This window comes from Shewanella sp. SG41-3, assembly GCF_014164545.1.
GTDB classification, from domain to species: domain Bacteria; phylum Pseudomonadota; class Gammaproteobacteria; order Enterobacterales; family Shewanellaceae; genus Shewanella; species Shewanella vesiculosa.
Genome location: NZ_JACJFJ010000004.1, coordinates 297599 through 313389, shown reverse-complemented (window position 1 = coordinate 313389; position 15791 = coordinate 297599). Strand labels below are relative to the sequence as shown.

At 40.8% G+C, this 15791-nt stretch carries 13 protein-coding genes; 7 read left to right on the top strand and 6 right to left on the bottom strand.

What is annotated here, in order from left to right; translation table 11 throughout:
- The first annotated feature begins 12 nt into the window (after positions 1–12).
- The 4 genes from H5164_RS09735 to H5164_RS09720 all read left to right on the top strand — a co-directional run bounded on the left by H5164_RS09735 (position 13) and on the right by H5164_RS09720 (position 2864).
- Entirely contained in the window at positions 13–333 is a 321-nt protein-coding gene (locus tag H5164_RS09735; protein WP_124017519.1) for a DUF3630 family protein, read from the top strand.
- Positions 326–1327, top strand: a complete 1002-nt coding sequence (locus H5164_RS09730; protein WP_124017520.1) for a serine/threonine protein kinase — start codon at positions 326–328, stop codon at positions 1325–1327. Before H5164_RS09735 ends, H5164_RS09730 begins: the two co-directional genes overlap by 8 nt.
- A 129-nt stretch (positions 1328–1456) precedes the next feature.
- The gene (locus H5164_RS09725) at positions 1457–2074 is read left to right on the top strand and encodes a thiol:disulfide interchange protein DsbA/DsbL (protein WP_124017521.1); all 618 of its coding nucleotides are present in this window, start codon (positions 1457–1459) and stop codon (positions 2072–2074) included.
- A 577-nt stretch (positions 2075–2651) separates the two neighbouring features.
- Positions 2652–2864 carry a DUF1107 domain-containing protein gene (locus H5164_RS09720; protein WP_124017522.1) on the top strand — a complete coding sequence of 71 codons (213 nt, stop codon included), beginning with the start codon at positions 2652–2654 and terminating at the stop codon, positions 2862–2864.
- On the opposite strand, the gene H5164_RS09715 is transcribed toward H5164_RS09720, so the two are convergent.
- A complete protein-coding gene (locus H5164_RS09715; protein WP_124017523.1) occupies positions 2861–3082 on the bottom strand; it encodes a cell division protein ZapB in 222 nt (73 codons plus the stop codon). The genes H5164_RS09720 and H5164_RS09715 overlap by 4 nt on opposite strands.
- Before the next feature lie 172 nt (positions 3083–3254).
- Here H5164_RS09715 and H5164_RS09710 point away from each other — a divergent pair, with 172 nt between their 5' ends.
- Positions 3255–3620, top strand: a complete 366-nt coding sequence (locus H5164_RS09710) for a RidA family protein (RefSeq protein ID WP_182755845.1) — start codon at positions 3255–3257, stop codon at positions 3618–3620.
- Positions 3621–3831: 211 nt separating this feature from the next.
- Complete coding sequence (locus H5164_RS09705) at positions 3832–4923, top strand: branched-chain amino acid aminotransferase (protein ID WP_124017525.1); 1092 nt, start codon at positions 3832–3834, stop codon at positions 4921–4923.
- A 55-nt stretch (positions 4924–4978) separates the two neighbouring features.
- On the opposite strand, the gene H5164_RS09700 is transcribed toward H5164_RS09705, so the two are convergent.
- The 4 genes from H5164_RS09700 to H5164_RS09685 all read right to left on the bottom strand — a co-directional run bounded on the left by H5164_RS09700 (position 4979) and on the right by H5164_RS09685 (position 13135).
- Complete coding sequence (locus H5164_RS09700; protein ID WP_182756079.1) at positions 4979–9439, bottom strand: EAL domain-containing protein; 4461 nt, start codon at positions 9437–9439, stop codon at positions 4979–4981.
- Positions 9440–9726: 287 nt separating this feature from the next.
- The gene (locus H5164_RS09695; protein ID WP_124017526.1) at positions 9727–10629 is read right to left on the bottom strand and encodes an acyltransferase; all 903 of its coding nucleotides are present in this window, start codon (positions 10627–10629) and stop codon (positions 9727–9729) included.
- A gap of 6 nt (positions 10630–10635) precedes the next feature.
- Positions 10636–11532: an acyltransferase gene (locus tag H5164_RS09690; protein ID WP_182697785.1), complete on the bottom strand. Its 897-nt coding sequence runs from the start codon at positions 11530–11532 to the stop codon at positions 10636–10638.
- A 79-nt stretch (positions 11533–11611) separates the two neighbouring features.
- On the bottom strand, positions 11612–13135 hold the full coding sequence (locus H5164_RS09685; protein ID WP_182755843.1) for a YifB family Mg chelatase-like AAA ATPase: 1524 nt from the start codon (positions 13133–13135) through the stop codon (positions 11612–11614).
- Between the two features lie 366 nt (positions 13136–13501).
- Here H5164_RS09685 and H5164_RS09680 point away from each other — a divergent pair, with 366 nt between their 5' ends.
- Positions 13502–14809, top strand: coding sequence for a hemolysin family protein (locus tag H5164_RS09680; protein ID WP_124017529.1), 1308 nt, complete (start codon positions 13502–13504; stop codon positions 14807–14809).
- A 40-nt stretch (positions 14810–14849) separates the two neighbouring features.
- Here the strand turns inward: H5164_RS09680 and ilvY are convergent, their stop codons facing one another.
- Positions 14850–15722 carry an HTH-type transcriptional activator IlvY gene (gene ilvY / locus H5164_RS09675; protein ID WP_124017530.1) on the bottom strand — a complete coding sequence of 291 codons (873 nt, stop codon included), beginning with the start codon at positions 15720–15722 and terminating at the stop codon, positions 14850–14852.
- Positions 15723–15791: the final 69 nt, after the last annotated feature.

Below are 15791 nucleotides of genomic sequence, written 5' to 3'. Positions count from 1 at the left end.
TCGAGTTAATTTATGAAATTATTGTCAGCCCAATTAGATCCCGCAGCATTAAGTCTTATTATTAAAGCTGAGGTGGATTTTGAGCAGTTTGAACGATTTGCAGAACCGCTGGCGGCGGCACTTGATTGCGAAATCCGTGAGCGCCAATGGGGCGCAGATCGCCACCAATGGTTGCTGAACTTTGAAGGCAGTCCTCTATGGTTACATTATGAGTTTTATGGTGATATTTGTTGGATATCTACCGATAGCGCTGCAGAATTAGACGTACTAGCGTTTTTGTTAACGCTACTTGCTCCACATATTCAAACGACTAAAGAAGGCATACATGGATAACCGTACGGGCGCAGAATTTCATTTTCAGGCACTGAGACCCGATCTCATTCTTGATGCCATTGAAAGCATTGGTATCTTCCCTGAGACGGGATTATTAGCGCTAAACAGTTACGAAAATAGAGTGTATCAGTTCCGTTGTGACCAAGGGAGGCGCTATGTGGTCAAGTTCTATCGACCACATCGTTGGAGTAATGAGCAAATTCAAGAAGAACATGATTACGCCTTGGCTTTAGCGGCCGAAGATATTCCTATTGCTGTTCCTGTGGTTATCGAGGGTAAAACCTTATTTGAGTATCAAGGTTATCGTTTTGGACTATTCCCCTCTATTGGTGGTCGGGCATTTGAAGTTGATAATTTAGATCAACTCGAATCGGTGGGCCGTTTTATTGGGCGAATTCATCAGTATGGTGCAACACAACCTTTTAAGTACCGTGAATCGCTAACGCCGGAGATTTTGGGAGATGAGTCTTATCGCTATTTACGTGAAAGTGATATGGTTTCAAGCGCGATGCAAACGGCTTTTTTTACCGTAGTTGAGCAGGTCTTAGATAAAGCCAAGCAGATATGGCAGCAACATCGTTTTACGCCTATACGCCTGCACGGAGACTTGCACCCTAGTAATATTTTATGGACCCCAGACGGCCCCGGATTTGTTGACTTAGACGATGCCAGGCAAGGCCCAGCAATACAAGATTTGTGGATGATGTTAACTGGTGATCGCCATCAACAGTTGTTGCAGCTTGATATTTTATTAGAAGGCTATCAAGAGTTTTGTGATTTTGATGCTAAACAGCTGGCTCTGATTGAGCCGTTAAGGGCTTTCAGGATGGTGCATTATAATGCGTGGTTAGCCAAACGCTGGCAAGACCCAGCATTTCCAATGAATTTTCCATGGTTTGGTGATATAAAGTACTGGGAACAACAAACGCTAGCGTTTAAAGAGCAGTTATCTACGCTCAATGAACCTCCGCTGAGTTTACCCAGTTTTAATTAACAATATTTCATAATCACTACCTAATCGTATTTAGTTACAAATACAATTAGCTAGCAATTGAGTTACAGGCTAACGCTAGACTATGATAGAGCCAGCGTATTTATATTTTGCCTATTAGAAGGAAGTAAAATGAAAAAAGCATTACTGATGGCTGCTGCACTCTTGCTAGCGCCGATGGCTGCGATGGCTGCCGATTATAAAGAAGGTGTTCATTACACTGTGATTAGTGATGGCCCTGAAACTGCCAAGCCAGAAATTACTGAGTTTTTCTCCTTTTACTGCCCACATTGTTTTAATTTTTCTAAAACTGTGGTGCCTAAAATAGAAGCGACTTTACCTGAAGGCGTAAGCTTTAATCAGGAACATGTTGAGTTTATTGGTCGTGAAATGGGTGTTGAAATGTCTCGTGCATTTGCAGTTGCGCAGCAGCTTAATGTTGAGAAAAAAATGGAAGCAGCTTTGTTTAGCGCTATCCATGAAAAACGCCAGCAGTTCACCCGTCCTGATGATATCAGAGCGATATTTATTGCTAATGGCATAGATGGTAAAGCTTATGATGCCGCAGCAAAATCATTTATGGTGAATGCCAAGATGTCTAAAATGAAGCGTGATACTGAAAATGCGAAAATTTCAGGTGTGCCTTCATTGGTTGTTAATGGTAAATATCGTGTTGAAACAAGCTCAATTAAATCTTATGACGAGTTAATTGATATTGCATATTACTTAACGTCTATGAATAAAAAGTAGTGTTAACTGCTGATATTTTAAAAGGAGCTTAGGCTCCTTTTTTGTTGCCTGAATATTTGTGATTTAAATGCTGGCAAGGGCCAGTCGTCACTTATTCGCCTGTAAAAGAGCTTGGTCGCATTATTTATAGGGAGTGTATTGTGGTGGGGGAGCGGATATTACGTTACGGCAAAAACGTTAATCAAAAGACTGTAAGTAAAAAGTGTCAGGCAAAAAAAAACCGTATGTCTATAAAAGACGATACGGAGATGAGTTAAATAACTCTTTTTTACCCTGAGTAACATTAAAGATCCTAACATGGCGTCAAAATATTGGCAAGCGGCATTAAAGTGTCGTTTTGTTTTTGGATTGATCAACCTGATAAAAAATAGCGTATTGATGAAACTCTTCCGCAGGCGCGTGGTCTAATCTTTTGACATTAACCTTGTAGTGGCTCAACTAGAAAACTAAACAAAAAGTGAATAGTCGTGTTAAGTGGTTTTATCGACGCTTTAGACTTCTATCTGTCGAGTTATACATAACTTATTGTCGTTATTTCATCGCAATTTACATATGTTATCTTGTTGGAGGAAATCGTATGAGAAGGTTCCCTGTGTATGCACCTAAATTGATTGTTAAGCATGCGAGGATTTTTTTGAGTGGTGTTATCTGGGTAAAAGACTTAGGGTTACTTGAGTTTGATAAGGGCCGCTTTTTACAGACGAAAAAAAGCCTGCCAAAAGTTAAGCAGGCTATCAGCGAACTAAATGCCTTGATTGAAACACAATCAAAGCAGTATCAATCCATTTAGATTTCGTTATTCAATAAACCAACAAGGCCGTTGACCTTATCACTCCAAGAGTTTAGGTCCTGCTGCAATTGTTGGTTTTTTTGTGTCAATTCTTGCTGCTGTAATACTAATGCTTCATTCTTTTGCTTCTCTTCATCAAGCTCCATTTTTAGTAGCTCAATATTTTCGAGAGTTGCCTGGATTTTGTTTTCCAGTTGGGACAATAATTCAAGGCTCATGGGGAGTCCTATACGTTTCTGGATGGAATCCCGATTCTAGCAGTGACAAGGCCTATAGGAATAGCCTTTAAAACTAAGTGGCTAAAATATATTCAATAAATCGTACTATATTGTACTTTATCTGAGATCGCGCTATTTTCATCTGCCCTCTATGGTAATAAAAGACTTAGTTATGATAATTACTCGACACGATGTCAGTGAGCGAATGAGCAGTATTGTGATCCATAATGATACTGTTTACCTGTGTGGCCAAGTTGCAAATGATAAGTACGCAGACATTAATACTCAAACGGCGAGCATGCTTGAACAGGTTGATCGTTTACTGGCACAAGCTGGTAGCCGACGCGATCATATTTTATCCGCGACTATTTACCTCAAAGACATGACAGATTACGATGCTATGAACCTAGTATGGGATAGTTGGTTGCCAGCGGGCCATGCTCCTGCAAGAGCATGTGTGCAAGCTGCGATTGCGGAGCCGGAATACTTAGTTGAAATATCAGTGATTGCCGCTGTGGTAAACGAGTTATTGCCTTAAGTCAGTGATTAGCCTTAATGGATTCACTTTGATTAATAAGCGCGCGATGAAAATCAGACATGCACTGACAGTTTGTCTGTTGCAATTTGAATAAATATATTGATGCTTGTTACGTTCAATTGACGTATTTTGATTTAGGATATATGGCTGCGACTTGACATTAATCTCTAGCCTCCATAGTCTGCAAGCTCAGTTTTTAAGGTGGTATGCAATGGACATAAAATATAATTTAAAATCAGCGTCAGAGCGCCGCACAGAACCCTTTAAACCAGAAGGTGATGTTGGTTTTGGTCGACTTCGTACTGATCACATGTTTTTAATGGATTACCGTGATGGTCAATGGTGCGATCCGCGCATAGTGCCTTATGGTCCTTTTGAAATGGCGCCAGGTGCAATGACATTGCATTATGGCCAATCGATTTTTGAAGGTGCAAAAGCATTTATGCATGAAGACGGTGAGATTTATACTTTCCGTTTAAATAAAAATGCTGAGCGTATGAATCGTTCTGCCGATATTGTGTGTATTCCAAATATCGATGAAGCGATGCAAGTAAAGGCGATTAATGCCCTTATTGATGTTGATCGTTTGTGGTTCCCGCAGCAAGATGGTGCCTGTTTATACATTCGACCTTTCATTTTTGCCACTGAAGATCGCTTGTCTGTTAGCCCAAGCCAGCAATACACTTTTTGCGTCATGTTAAGCCCATCTGGTGCTTATTATGCTTCTGGGGTTAATAATGGTATTCGCTTATTAATTACGACTAAGTTTCACCGTGCTGTTTCTGGTGGTACGGGAGCGTCAAAGGCTTCGGGTAACTATGCCGCTTCTTTACGTGCAGGAAAAGCGGCAGCTGAATATGGTGCTGCGCAAGTGCTGTATCTAGATTCAACCAACACTCAAATTGAAGAAGTTGGCGCAATGAATCATTTTCATATTTTAAAAGACGGTACGGTGATTATTCCGACATTTACCGATACGATTTTAAAGTCAATCACCTCGCAATCAATTCTTGAGTTGGGCGATTTACTTGGATGTGAAGTGAGGCAAGAAACTGTAATGTTAGATAAGTTTGTTGCTGATATTGAGTCTGGCGAAATTATTGAAGCGGGCGGTTTTGGTACCGCTGCAGTAGTATCACCTGTTAGTTCATATATTTTTGAGGATGGACGCATTATCACAGTCGGTGATGGTAATGTTGGGCCTAATATCAAACGTATCTATAAAGTATTTACTGAGTTACAAAAAGGCCATATTCCTGCACCAGCAGGCTGGGTAAAGCGTATTGAGCGCGTTGCTCCATAGTTTAGCTTATTATGTTTATAATAATAAAAGCTCCCTTGGGAGCTTTTATTTTATCTTAAAAATGACGAGTGTCAGTTTTGTCGTATGTTAATAAAGTCATGCAGTCATCGGCACTTAAGGGTTTACTGAGTAAGAAGCCTTGAACTTGATCACAACCGCCTTCACGTAAGAAATTTAATTGTGCTTGGGTTTCTACACCTTCAGCAACAACGTTAAGATCTAAACTGTGGGCTAAAGTAATAATCGCGCTAGTGATGGCGGCATCATCAGGGTCTTCAGTGATATCACGCACAAATTCTTTATCAATTTTTAAGGTATCAATAGGGAAGCGCTTTAAATAGCTTAAGCTAGAGTAACCAGTACCGAAATCATCAACAGCAATAGTTAACCCTAGTGCCTTTAATTGCGCCAATATCGCTACAGAATCTTGAGGATTGCCCATGATCATTGATTCTGTTAATTCGAGCTCTAGGGCGCTTGCTGGTAATCCAGAGACGGCTAATGCGACCTCTATGATAGAAATTATATCGGCTTTTAACTGTCTAGCCGAAAGGTTTACCGCGACAGATATATGCTCAAAACCAAGCGCATGCCATTGTGCCAATTGACTACAGGCTTGGTTAATCGCCCAGTGACCAATCTGGTTAATGATACCCGTTTCTTCTGCCAGCGGGATAAACTCAACTGGTGAAATAAGCCCTAGCTCTGGACTCTCCCAACGCATTAAGGCTTCAACGCCGATAATCTTTTCAGTTTTAACATCATATTTAGGTTGATAAACCAAATATAATTCGTTGTCTTGAATCGCCTTTTTTAGCCCTGCTTCTAATTGAACATAACGTGTTGCATATTGGTTTAACTGTTCAGTATAGAATTGGAAATTGTTTCGCCCCAATGATTTAGCATGATACATGGCTGTGTCGGCGTACTTAATCAACGATGTAGTATCTTTAGCATCTTCTGGATACAAACTGATACCAATTGACGGTGAGATCGTCAGTACTTTATCGTCTAGTAAGAATGGGGTTTGAAATGCATGTAACACTTTTTCCGCAATAATAGTGGCCGCTTTAGTTTTAGCCACGCCTTCTAAAATAATGGTAAATTCATCTCCGCCCAAACGAGCAACCGTGTCGCCATCTCGTACAGCATTTTGTAGACGATGGGCGACGGCTTTAAGCAGCAAATCACCAATATGGTGGCCCATTGAGTCGTTAATATGTTTAAATCGATCGAGATCTAAAAATAATAATGCCACGATACTATTGGCGCGATGGGCTTTGGTTACTGCTTGATTTAGTCGGTCTTGAAACAGAGTGCGGTTAGGCAGTCCGGTCAGTGGATCAAAGTTAGCCAATACACGTAAATCTTCTTCAGCTTTTTTACGTGCGGTAATATCAGTAAATACTGCAACAAAGTGACTGGTTTCACCTTTATTATCGATGACTTGGTTGATCTCTAACCATGCAAGAATACCGCGTCGGTCGCGAGTTCGAATATGAATTTCACCAGCCCAATGTTTGTGTCTTAGTAGCTGGGTTTCAACAGCATTATAAAATTCTCGAGACTGCTTACCCATGGTCAAAAATAAGAAGTGCTTGCCAACAACATCACGGTGTTTAAAGCCAGTTATACGGCTAAACGCAGGGTTGATTGAACGGATTTGGTAATCCAACTCGCCGACGACAACGGCTTCGTTCATACTGAATAATACTTGTGATGACAGTTTAAGTTCATTTTCGGTAATTTTACGACTCGTAATATCTTTATGTGTTCCCGCCATCCGTATGGGAATATTATTGTGATCACGTTCAACGATTTGGCCCCGGTCTAGTACCCAAGCCCATTCTCCAGGTTTAGTTTCAACACGGTACTCAGCTTCAAAAAACTCACTGTCGCCATTGAGATGTTCGTTAAGCAGTTGTTGAACCCGAGGCTTATCTTCTGGATCAATATTTTTAATCAATAGTTGATCTGTTAATGATAAATTCATCGGCTCAATCATATTAGTGCGATAAACTTTATCGTCCTTAATATTCCAATCCCACATACCGTCGCCAGAAGCCCAAAGCGCTAATTTGAGACGCTCTTCAGATGCGCGGATACTGCTGTCAAACTCGCGTTGTTTAGCTCGTTTTTTCTTTCTAGTCGAAAAAATCCAAATAATAATAAATAACCCGAATGTGGCATAAAGTGCATAGGCCATCTTGGTCATGTAAATAGGCGGGATGACGGATACATTTACATTTAGTGTATATTGACTGTATCTATTGGTTCCCAGAGCATGGCGAACCATTAAGGTGTACTCACCCGGCGGTAAGTTCGTATAAGTGATGTCATTGCCGTTAGATAACTCATGCCAATCACTATCATAGCCGTCTAAAAAGTAACTAAAACGGTTTAATCCAGGGTAATTAAAATTGAGTGAGCCGATTTCAAAACTGATCAGTTGTTGTTCATAAGGCATGACAATGTGAGGTGCATGGCTTAAGTCGAGAATAGGATGCTGGTCTTCACCTACGGTGTATTTCGTTAGCGCCAGTTTATTCTCCGCTCTCTGAGTGGGAATCGTGCTGGGGTTAAACTGATTAAGCCCTCTAATACCGCCAAACCATAAGGCGCCATTCGCCTCTTTAAATTTGGCAGTACCATTAAACTCGTTAGCTTGTAGACCTTCGAATTTATTATAGGAAATAAAGCTCTGAGTACTTGGAGTAAATCGTGAAATTCCTGAGTTAGTGCTGAGCCACAAATCGTGAGCGTCATCTTCTAAAATGGCATAAACCGTATTGCTACTGTTATCCGCGTTAACGTCCATCCGTTCAAATTTAAATGTACCGTATTCAATTGTTAGCTTGTCTATACCACCATGGGTTGCTACCCAAAAATCACCGTTATCGGCCAGTAAAAAGTCTCTAACACGGTTATCACTAATGCTGTAAGGATTTTCTGGGTCGTGATTTAACAACACTAATTGTTGCGCTTCAGCAGAGAGCCTAACGACACCGCCCATGGTGCCTAGCCATAAATAACCTTGGCTAAAATAGAGCTTAATAATCTGGTATTTATAGGGTGAAAAGTCATCTTGAAAGCCAAAGTTATAAGCCATCATAGTGTGACTATATTCAGATATAAAATATAACCCCTGTGAACTTGCTATCCATAAACGGCCTTTGTCATCAATGGTTAAACTGCGAAATTTGGTATCGGTACTAAATTGCTCATTTGCAGGTTTTATTTGTTTGAGGGTGTTGTTGTTATCGAGAGTAAACAGTCCTATATTGGTGGCAAACCACAGTAAACCTTGGTTATCTTGCACTATGTCGTGTACTACAAACGATAACTCTTCTGCTGGTATTGCTAATGTTTTAGCAAATAATTCATTAATATAGTGATATTGATGGTCATTAGGAGCTAAATATTTAAGCCCTGCACCATCAGTACCAACCCAAAGGCGTTGCTGCTTATCGCGAAAAATAGCCCGGATCATGTTTGCCATGCCTGGGGTATCAGTTTGGTAATCGTAGAGATGGCTAAAATATTGATTGGTAAGAGAGAGTTTATCAATTCCTGAATAACCAGTGCCAATCCATAAGGTGCCATTTGGATCAAGCATTAGGTTTTGCAGATTATTAGCACTGATGGTATTGAGGGTTTGCGGATTATACTTGTAATGCCTGCTATGCCATTGTTCATCAAAAAAATCCAGCTGAAAAAGGCCATTGTTATTGCCGATAGCAAAAATCTGATTGGCATTAATCACCACAAAGTCTGCAATATTACGGTTGTATCCGTAACTATTTTCATTTGTCCAAATGAGTTCTTTTTCATGGGTATCAAGATTGTAGCGCCAAATTTGATTATTAATCGCTAACCAAACTGAATAGATTGAGCTCGATTTAATTTGATTTACTGTCATATTGACCGGAATATCAAGTCGAATGATAGTGTTACTGTCGATGGCAAATATGCCATGCGCTTGAGTACCGACAACAATGTACTTATTGTCGATGTTAGCGATACTGGTAATTTCAGGAGCAATGTTATTGCCTAGGCTAACGGAGGTTATTTTTTCTGTTTTTAGCGAGAGAATGTAAAGACCTGAACGTGTGCCGATCCAAAGGGTATCACCGATAACATCAAGTTTGGTCACCTGAAGATCTAGCAAGCCTTGAGCTTTTTTAAACTGAGTAAATTTGCCTGTGGTTAAATTTAACCTATTGAGACCATTATTGAGAGTACCGACCCATAAATCGCCGTCAGGTGACTGCAAAATATCAGTGATAAAATTGCCTGAAATAGAGTTAGTGCTTTTTTGTTGTTTCAAATACAAGCTAAAGTCTACACCATTATAACTGTGCAGACCGTCTTGAGTACCTATCCATAGCATTCCCGCACTGTCCATGAAAAGGCGAGTAATAGAGTTTTGATTTAGGCCATCCTTGGTATCAAAGTGCTCAAATTTTACTTCAGTTAGGCTGTCATAAGGAGCATTTTTTTGCGCTGCAACAGACACCGAGAAACTCAATGTAATGACCAAAATTAGCCAGTGTGTTGCAAGCGTTAAGGCACGAAAATTCAAATTTCACCTATAAACATTTCATTGGAAGGCTGCGAAAAATTTTAATTATGTTAACAATGATATGCTAATTTAAGCTTTGCAGATTCAGTTGTTAACTAATTTTATCAATTGAGTTATCTGAAAACTATTTTATTTCTAAAACTGACAGTTTTACATGCTCAACGCAACAGAAAATCGTCATTTGTCGACTTTCTGACAATTAAACCTATCCAATACCCTTATTACTGTTGGTAAACTTTTATTATGTCATCAATTTGCTGATCTTTATCTAACCAGAGCTGATTTAACCAGCGCTGAAATTCGACACGGTTTTCAGGGCTTGAAAAGTAAATTTCTGAATCCACTTTAGGCACGGGTAGCGTTTCAACACGCATAACCACTTTTTTAGTGCGCCCATGCATGACATTGGCTAATACTTTTTCTGACGTTTCTGGATACACTAAAGTGATATTGAGCAGTCCGGTAAATTGTTCGCCCATTGCTGAAAGTGTAAAAGCGATACCGCTCGCTTTAGGACGTAACAAATGGCGATAAGGTGAGTTTTGACGCAGGCGTTTTTCTTCGGTAAACCGACTCCCTTCGACATAATTAATAATGGATGTCGGCATGTGCTTAAATCGTTCACAAGCTTTGCGGGTTGTTTGCAGATCTTTGCCTTTTAATTTGGGATTTTTTTTCAGCTTGGCAGCACTGGTGCGATCCATAAATGGCATATCGAGTGCCCAGCAACCTAGACCCATAATGGGCACATAGATGAGTTCTTTTTTTAAAAAGAATTTCAACATTGGAATGTGGTTACGCAATAAGTATGTTTGGGCTGCTATATCGAAACCACTCACATGATTACTGATCAATAAATACCAGCCATTAGGGTCAAGTTTATCTAAACCTTCGACGTCCCATTCTATATTTGAGATTAAATATAAAATACCACCATTGCATGTTGCCCACGCCCACATGAATCGGTTCATTATTCGCGTTAACAGACGACGAACGGGCAAGAAAGGCAGTAATAATTTTACCACCCCACCAATGGTCAATAAGGTGCTCCATATTGCGGTATTGATGATCAATAGTGACAGACTAATAATAAACAGTATCGGACCTGGTAGAAAAGACAGCATTCCTTGTTATACCTCTTGCTTTGCTTGCGAAGAAAATTCCTGTAACTGTAAATCTTTTTTAAGCCAAAGCTGATTGAGCTGCTCTTGAAATTCAATTTTAAACTCACGATCTTTTAGGTAATCACCTCGCATCTTCTGAGGAATATCAGTGATTTTGATGTCGACTCTCACCTCAGACAACCCGCCACTGATATATTGCCAATATGTGGGTACCGTATCAGGGTAATATATAGTGACATTAACCAGCTTGTTAATGTGTTCACCCATGGCTGAGAGAGCAAACGCCATACCACCAGCTTTAGGCTTTAAAAGATGTTGAAAAGGTGATGCTTGTTTATCGTGTTTAGCTGCAGTAAAACGCGTACCTTCAACAAAGTTCATTATACTCACAGGCTTAGTTTTAAATTTTTCACATGCTTTACGTGTGATTTCAATGTCTTTCCCTTTCAATTTAGGGTTTTTGCGCAATTGTGATGTGCTATAACGGCGCATAAAAGGAAAGTCTAATGCCCACCAAGCCAAGCCTAGTACGGGCACAAAAATCAGTTCTTGTTTCAGGAAAAACTTTAAAAAGGGGATCTTGCGATTAAATACTCGTTGTAAAATGAGGATGTCGACCCAGGATTGATGGTTAGCAATAACCATATACCACTCTTGTTCCGAAAATGATTGATCACCTGTAACGCGAATACGCATCGGATGAAAAATAGCTTCGATGACGGTATTGACGCTAATCCAAGCAGTGGCGCAATTATCAAGAATATAGCTGCAGATTTTTTGGCAAATACCAATAGGGATCAATTTTACAAAACTAAATGCTAAGATCGGGATGGTCCAAAAAATGGTATTAATGACATAACATAAGAATGCGATTGAACCTTTGATTTTCGAAAGCAGCGACATTTGTATCTCCTATTAAACGGAGTGCTATGTTACTCGTAGTCGCTGTTTTGCTCAATCAATACGATAGGTTAAATTACGCTTATTGCTGATTCAATTTTGCCAGTAATCGGTCCATTGCCCTATAGCCAAGGGCTTGAGCAATATGACTGCGTTCGGTGGTTGGTGATTGCTGTAAGTCTGCAATGGTGCGAGATACCCGTTGAATACGATGAAAACTGCGAACAGACAACCCTAAACTCACCACACTTTGCTCCAAAAAAGCCAAATCTGCTTGAGTTATTCCGCCGTCTTGTTTGAGTTGTTTTGGGCTTAATTCACTATTTAATACCCCAGAACGGTTGAGTTGTCGATCGCGTGCTTGTTTAACCCGTTTAGCGATTTCAACGCTGGACTCACTGGGTTGATGTTGTTGGGTTAAGGTGCCAGCTGGCAGTTTGGGTACATCAACGGTTAAATCGAAACGATCTAAAAAAGGTCCCGATAGACGTGATAAGTAACGTTGAATTTGATCAGGGGTAGAACGAGCACGTTCCGTATCGCCACAGGGGCTGGGGTTCATTGCCGCGATGAGTTGAAATCGACTCAAAAAAGTCAGTTTAGCGGCTGCGCGTGATATCTCAACTTGACCGGTTTCTAGTGGCTCTCGCAGGCAATCTAATACTTTTCGAGGGAACTCAGCTATTTCGTCAAGAAATAATATACCACGGTGAGCCAACGATATTTCCCCAGGTTTTGGATGACTGCCACCACCAATAAGCGCAATCGATGATGACGTATGATGCGGCGAGCGAAAAGGGCGGTTAAGGAAACTTTGTGGTTTAATATGTAATCCGGCGACAGAGTGAATGGCTGCCACTTCAATGGCCTCATCGTAGGTGAGTTTGGGTAATAGTGGGATAATTCGATTAGCTAACATGCTTTTTCCTGTGCCAGGGGGGCCTATGAATAGCATGTTATGTCCCCCGGCAGCTGCGATTTCTAATCCTTGTTTGGCTTGATATTGACCAATGACATCGCTCATGCAAAGTGATGATTGCAGTTGCGGCTCTTCTTCAATCCACTCGGGGAGAGTATCGAGTAAAGGTAATTGTGCTTGGCCGTGTAGAAATGCCGCTAAGTTTTGTAAGTGTGCGACAAAATAACTGTGATGATAGCCAACGAGCTCTGCCTCATGGCGATTTTCGATAGGCATAAAGAAATGATGCTGATCGTTACGCGCGGCAATAATAGCAGGTAACAAGCCACTGCAAGGGCGAATTTGACCGGAAAGAGCCAGTTCACCGACAAATTCACATTGATGTAATGCTTTGGCTGGGACTTGATTTGATGCTGCGAGAATCCCAACGGCAATAGGCAAATCATAGCGACCGCCTTGCTTAGGTAAATCTGCTGGCGCTAGGTTGACAGTGATCCGTCGTTGCGGGAACTCAAATCCTGCATTAATTAACGCGCTTCTGACCCGCTCTTTAGCTTCTTTAACTGACGTTTCTGGCAATCCCACCAGATTAAATGCTGGTAAACCATTACTTAAATGGACTTCAACTGTGACTCTCGGCGCTTCTACACCGCAACTCGCTCGGGTAAATACACAGGCAATCGCCATTAACAATTCCTTTTGTTTGAATAATATACAAATCAACACGTGATTATAGTCTAGCAGCGATGTTTTTTTTTGCGTGATAAAGCCCAAATAACTCAGATATAATTATGCTGGCACGCTAGTTTAAATCACTGATGTTGAGTAGAATACCGCGGCTTTATAGTACGAGAGGCTTGTTAATCAATAGGTCTTTTGCTGTGAAACGCTATAATCATATTCCATCTGTCGTTATTTCTATTTGTATTGAATCATTAGCGTTATTGATTTTTATTTAAATCAATCGCTTTGATTTTACATTTACCCATTTTGTAACAATGATATGTCCATACATTCCTGATATTTTGGCTAGTATTCAGGTAAAGGTAAACTATGAGCCTCTCTGATAATTTAGTCATCATCTTGTGCCTCATCGGCATTAGTTGTTTTTTCTCTATGTCCGAAATTGCCCTTGCGGCGTCGCGTAAAATTCGTCTGCAATTAATGGCTGATGAGGGCGACTTACGTGCAGCCAAAGTGTTGAAACTTCAAGCTCATCCCGGTAGTTTTTTTACCGTTGTCCAAATCGGCCTTAATGCGGTGGCGATCATGGGCGGTATCGTTGGAGAGTCTGCTTTTAGACCTCATTTTGAACAACTATTGTTACCTTTATTAGGCAACGAATGGGGCTTACAACTGAGTTTTGTGTGTTCATTTATCACAGTTACATCCTTATTCATTCTATTTGCTGATTTAATGCCGAAGCGGATTGCCATGGTGATCCCTGAGCAAGTCGCGGTCACTTTTGTGATGCCGATTATTTTGTGTATTAAAGTGTTAAAACCTTTCGTGTGGATTTTTAATGGCTTGGCCAATGCGATTTTTAAATTGTTGCAAGTGCCTACAGCGCGAAACGATCAAGTTACTCATGATGATATTTACGCCATGATGACCGCAGGTACTGAAGCTGGTGTAATGGATAAAGGTGAGCAGCAAATGATGGAGAACGTGTTTGAAATGCAGTCGGTATCGGTAACCTCTGCAATGACGGCGCGTGAAAGTTTAGTGTATTTCTTACTGCAAGATAGTGAAGAAGTCATCAAACAAAAAATTGCTAAGAATCCACATAATAAGTTTATTGTTTGTGATGGCCAATTGGACATGATCAAAGGTTTTGTTGATGCCAAAGAGTTGCTCATTAGGGTGATTAACGGCGAGAACATCACCTTAAAAGGCAGTACCCTAGTGCATAACTGTCTGATCATTCCTGATACGTTGACCTTGTCAGAGTCGATGGAATATTTTAAGAATAATCGTTCTGACTTTGCGGTGGTCATGAACGAGTATGCTTTAGTCGTCGGCATTGTGACCACTAATGACTTACAAAGCGCCGTGATGGGGGCGTGGTCATTACACGAAAGTGAGGAGCAAATAGTGGCTCGTGATGGCAATTCTTGGTTAGTCGATGGTGTGACGCCTATCACTGATGTGATGCGCGCTTTTAATATTGAAGCCTTTCCGCATAATCAAAATTACGAAACCATTGCTGGTTTTATGATGTATATGTTGCGCAAAATTCCTAAACGGACTGATTTTGTCAATTACGCGGGTTACAAGTTTGAGGTAGTCGATATTGATTCATATAAAGTGGACCAATTACTGGTTACTCGTTTAGATATTGAGATGCCACCACTACCTTAAGTATCGTCTATCCGCTTAAGTCTAAGTCGCCTCGGTACGATTAAATGATGTCTAAGAACGCACTAATGATTGGATCATTGGTGCGTTTTTCTTTGCAGCAACAGCCTAATTCAAAAGGAGGAATGGGCACCGGTGACAATAAGGTTTGGATACGTTCTCGCACCGGACTATTGTGGATCACCGCTTCTGGACTAATACCAACACCACAACCGAGTGCGACCATAGAGACAATCGCTTCCTGACCGGATACTTGAGCATAAATATTGGGTTTAATCCCCATCTGCTTAAACCATAAATCGATTCTTTTTCTGCCGGGACCATGATCCGGTACGATATAAGGTAATTTAGCCCAGTCAATTTTTGCTTGATTGACCCATTGCTGAACTTGGCATTGTATTGTGGGTGCAATGACAGAAATCGGTACTTTATCAATCGGGGTAAAATGCAAACTGCTGGGGAGCACCTCTGGCAATGCAATAATGGCAATATCAGCACGATTCTTTTGAATTTGGCCGACTGCATTTGCCGGATCTCCGGTGTTGAGATTGATGTCTACATGGGGATGTTCACGTCTAAAGCGATCCAACAGTGCCGGTAAATGGCTGTAAGCAGCGGTCACCGAACAATACAGATTAAGATTACCGCGTAACACCTGCTGATTGGGATCAATCCGACTGCGTAGTTGGGTCCATTGCGCTAAAGTTTGCTCCGCAAAACCTTTAAATTCAATGCCTGCATGGGTAATAGTGACACTGCGATTGTCACGCTCGAACAATTTACTGCCTACTTCTTCTTCTAAACGCTGTAAAGCACGGCTTAACGTCGAGGGACTGACATGAGATTGCTCTGCAGTTTTGGCAAAATGCAGGCTATCGCACAAGTGTAAATACAATTTAAGTGAGCGAATATCCATAACAGCACCTTAAAGCACAAATTCAGTTGAGTATGAGGTTTATCAGTCCATGTTGCATTAATTGCAACG

What these genes read in the sequence shown, in the direction of transcription:
- H5164_RS09735 (WP_124017519.1), top strand. Translation starts at nt 13, where the DNA reads ATGAAATTATTGTCAGCCCAATTAGATCCCGCAGCATTAAGTCTTATT.
- H5164_RS09730 (WP_124017520.1), top strand. Translation starts at nt 326, where the DNA reads ATGGATAACCGTACGGGCGCAGAATTTCATTTTCAGGCACTGAGACCC.
- H5164_RS09725 (WP_124017521.1), top strand. Translation starts at nt 1,457, where the DNA reads ATGAAAAAAGCATTACTGATGGCTGCTGCACTCTTGCTAGCGCCGATG.
- H5164_RS09720 (WP_124017522.1), top strand. Translation starts at nt 2,652, where the DNA reads ATGAGAAGGTTCCCTGTGTATGCACCTAAATTGATTGTTAAGCATGCG.
- H5164_RS09715 (WP_124017523.1), bottom strand. Translation starts at nt 3,082, where the DNA reads ATGAGCCTTGAATTATTGTCCCAACTGGAAAACAAAATCCAGGCAACT.
- H5164_RS09710 (WP_182755845.1), top strand. Translation starts at nt 3,255, where the DNA reads ATGATAATTACTCGACACGATGTCAGTGAGCGAATGAGCAGTATTGTG.
- H5164_RS09705 (WP_124017525.1), top strand. Translation starts at nt 3,832, where the DNA reads ATGGACATAAAATATAATTTAAAATCAGCGTCAGAGCGCCGCACAGAA.
- H5164_RS09695 (WP_124017526.1), bottom strand. Translation starts at nt 10,629, where the DNA reads ATGCTGTCTTTTCTACCAGGTCCGATACTGTTTATTATTAGTCTGTCA.
- H5164_RS09690 (WP_182697785.1), bottom strand. Translation starts at nt 11,532, where the DNA reads ATGTCGCTGCTTTCGAAAATCAAAGGTTCAATCGCATTCTTATGTTAT.
- H5164_RS09685 (WP_182755843.1), bottom strand. Translation starts at nt 13,135, where the DNA reads ATGGCGATTGCCTGTGTATTTACCCGAGCGAGTTGCGGTGTAGAAGCG.
- H5164_RS09680 (WP_124017529.1), top strand. Translation starts at nt 13,502, where the DNA reads ATGAGCCTCTCTGATAATTTAGTCATCATCTTGTGCCTCATCGGCATT.
- ilvY (WP_124017530.1), bottom strand. Translation starts at nt 15,722, where the DNA reads ATGGATATTCGCTCACTTAAATTGTATTTACACTTGTGCGATAGCCTG.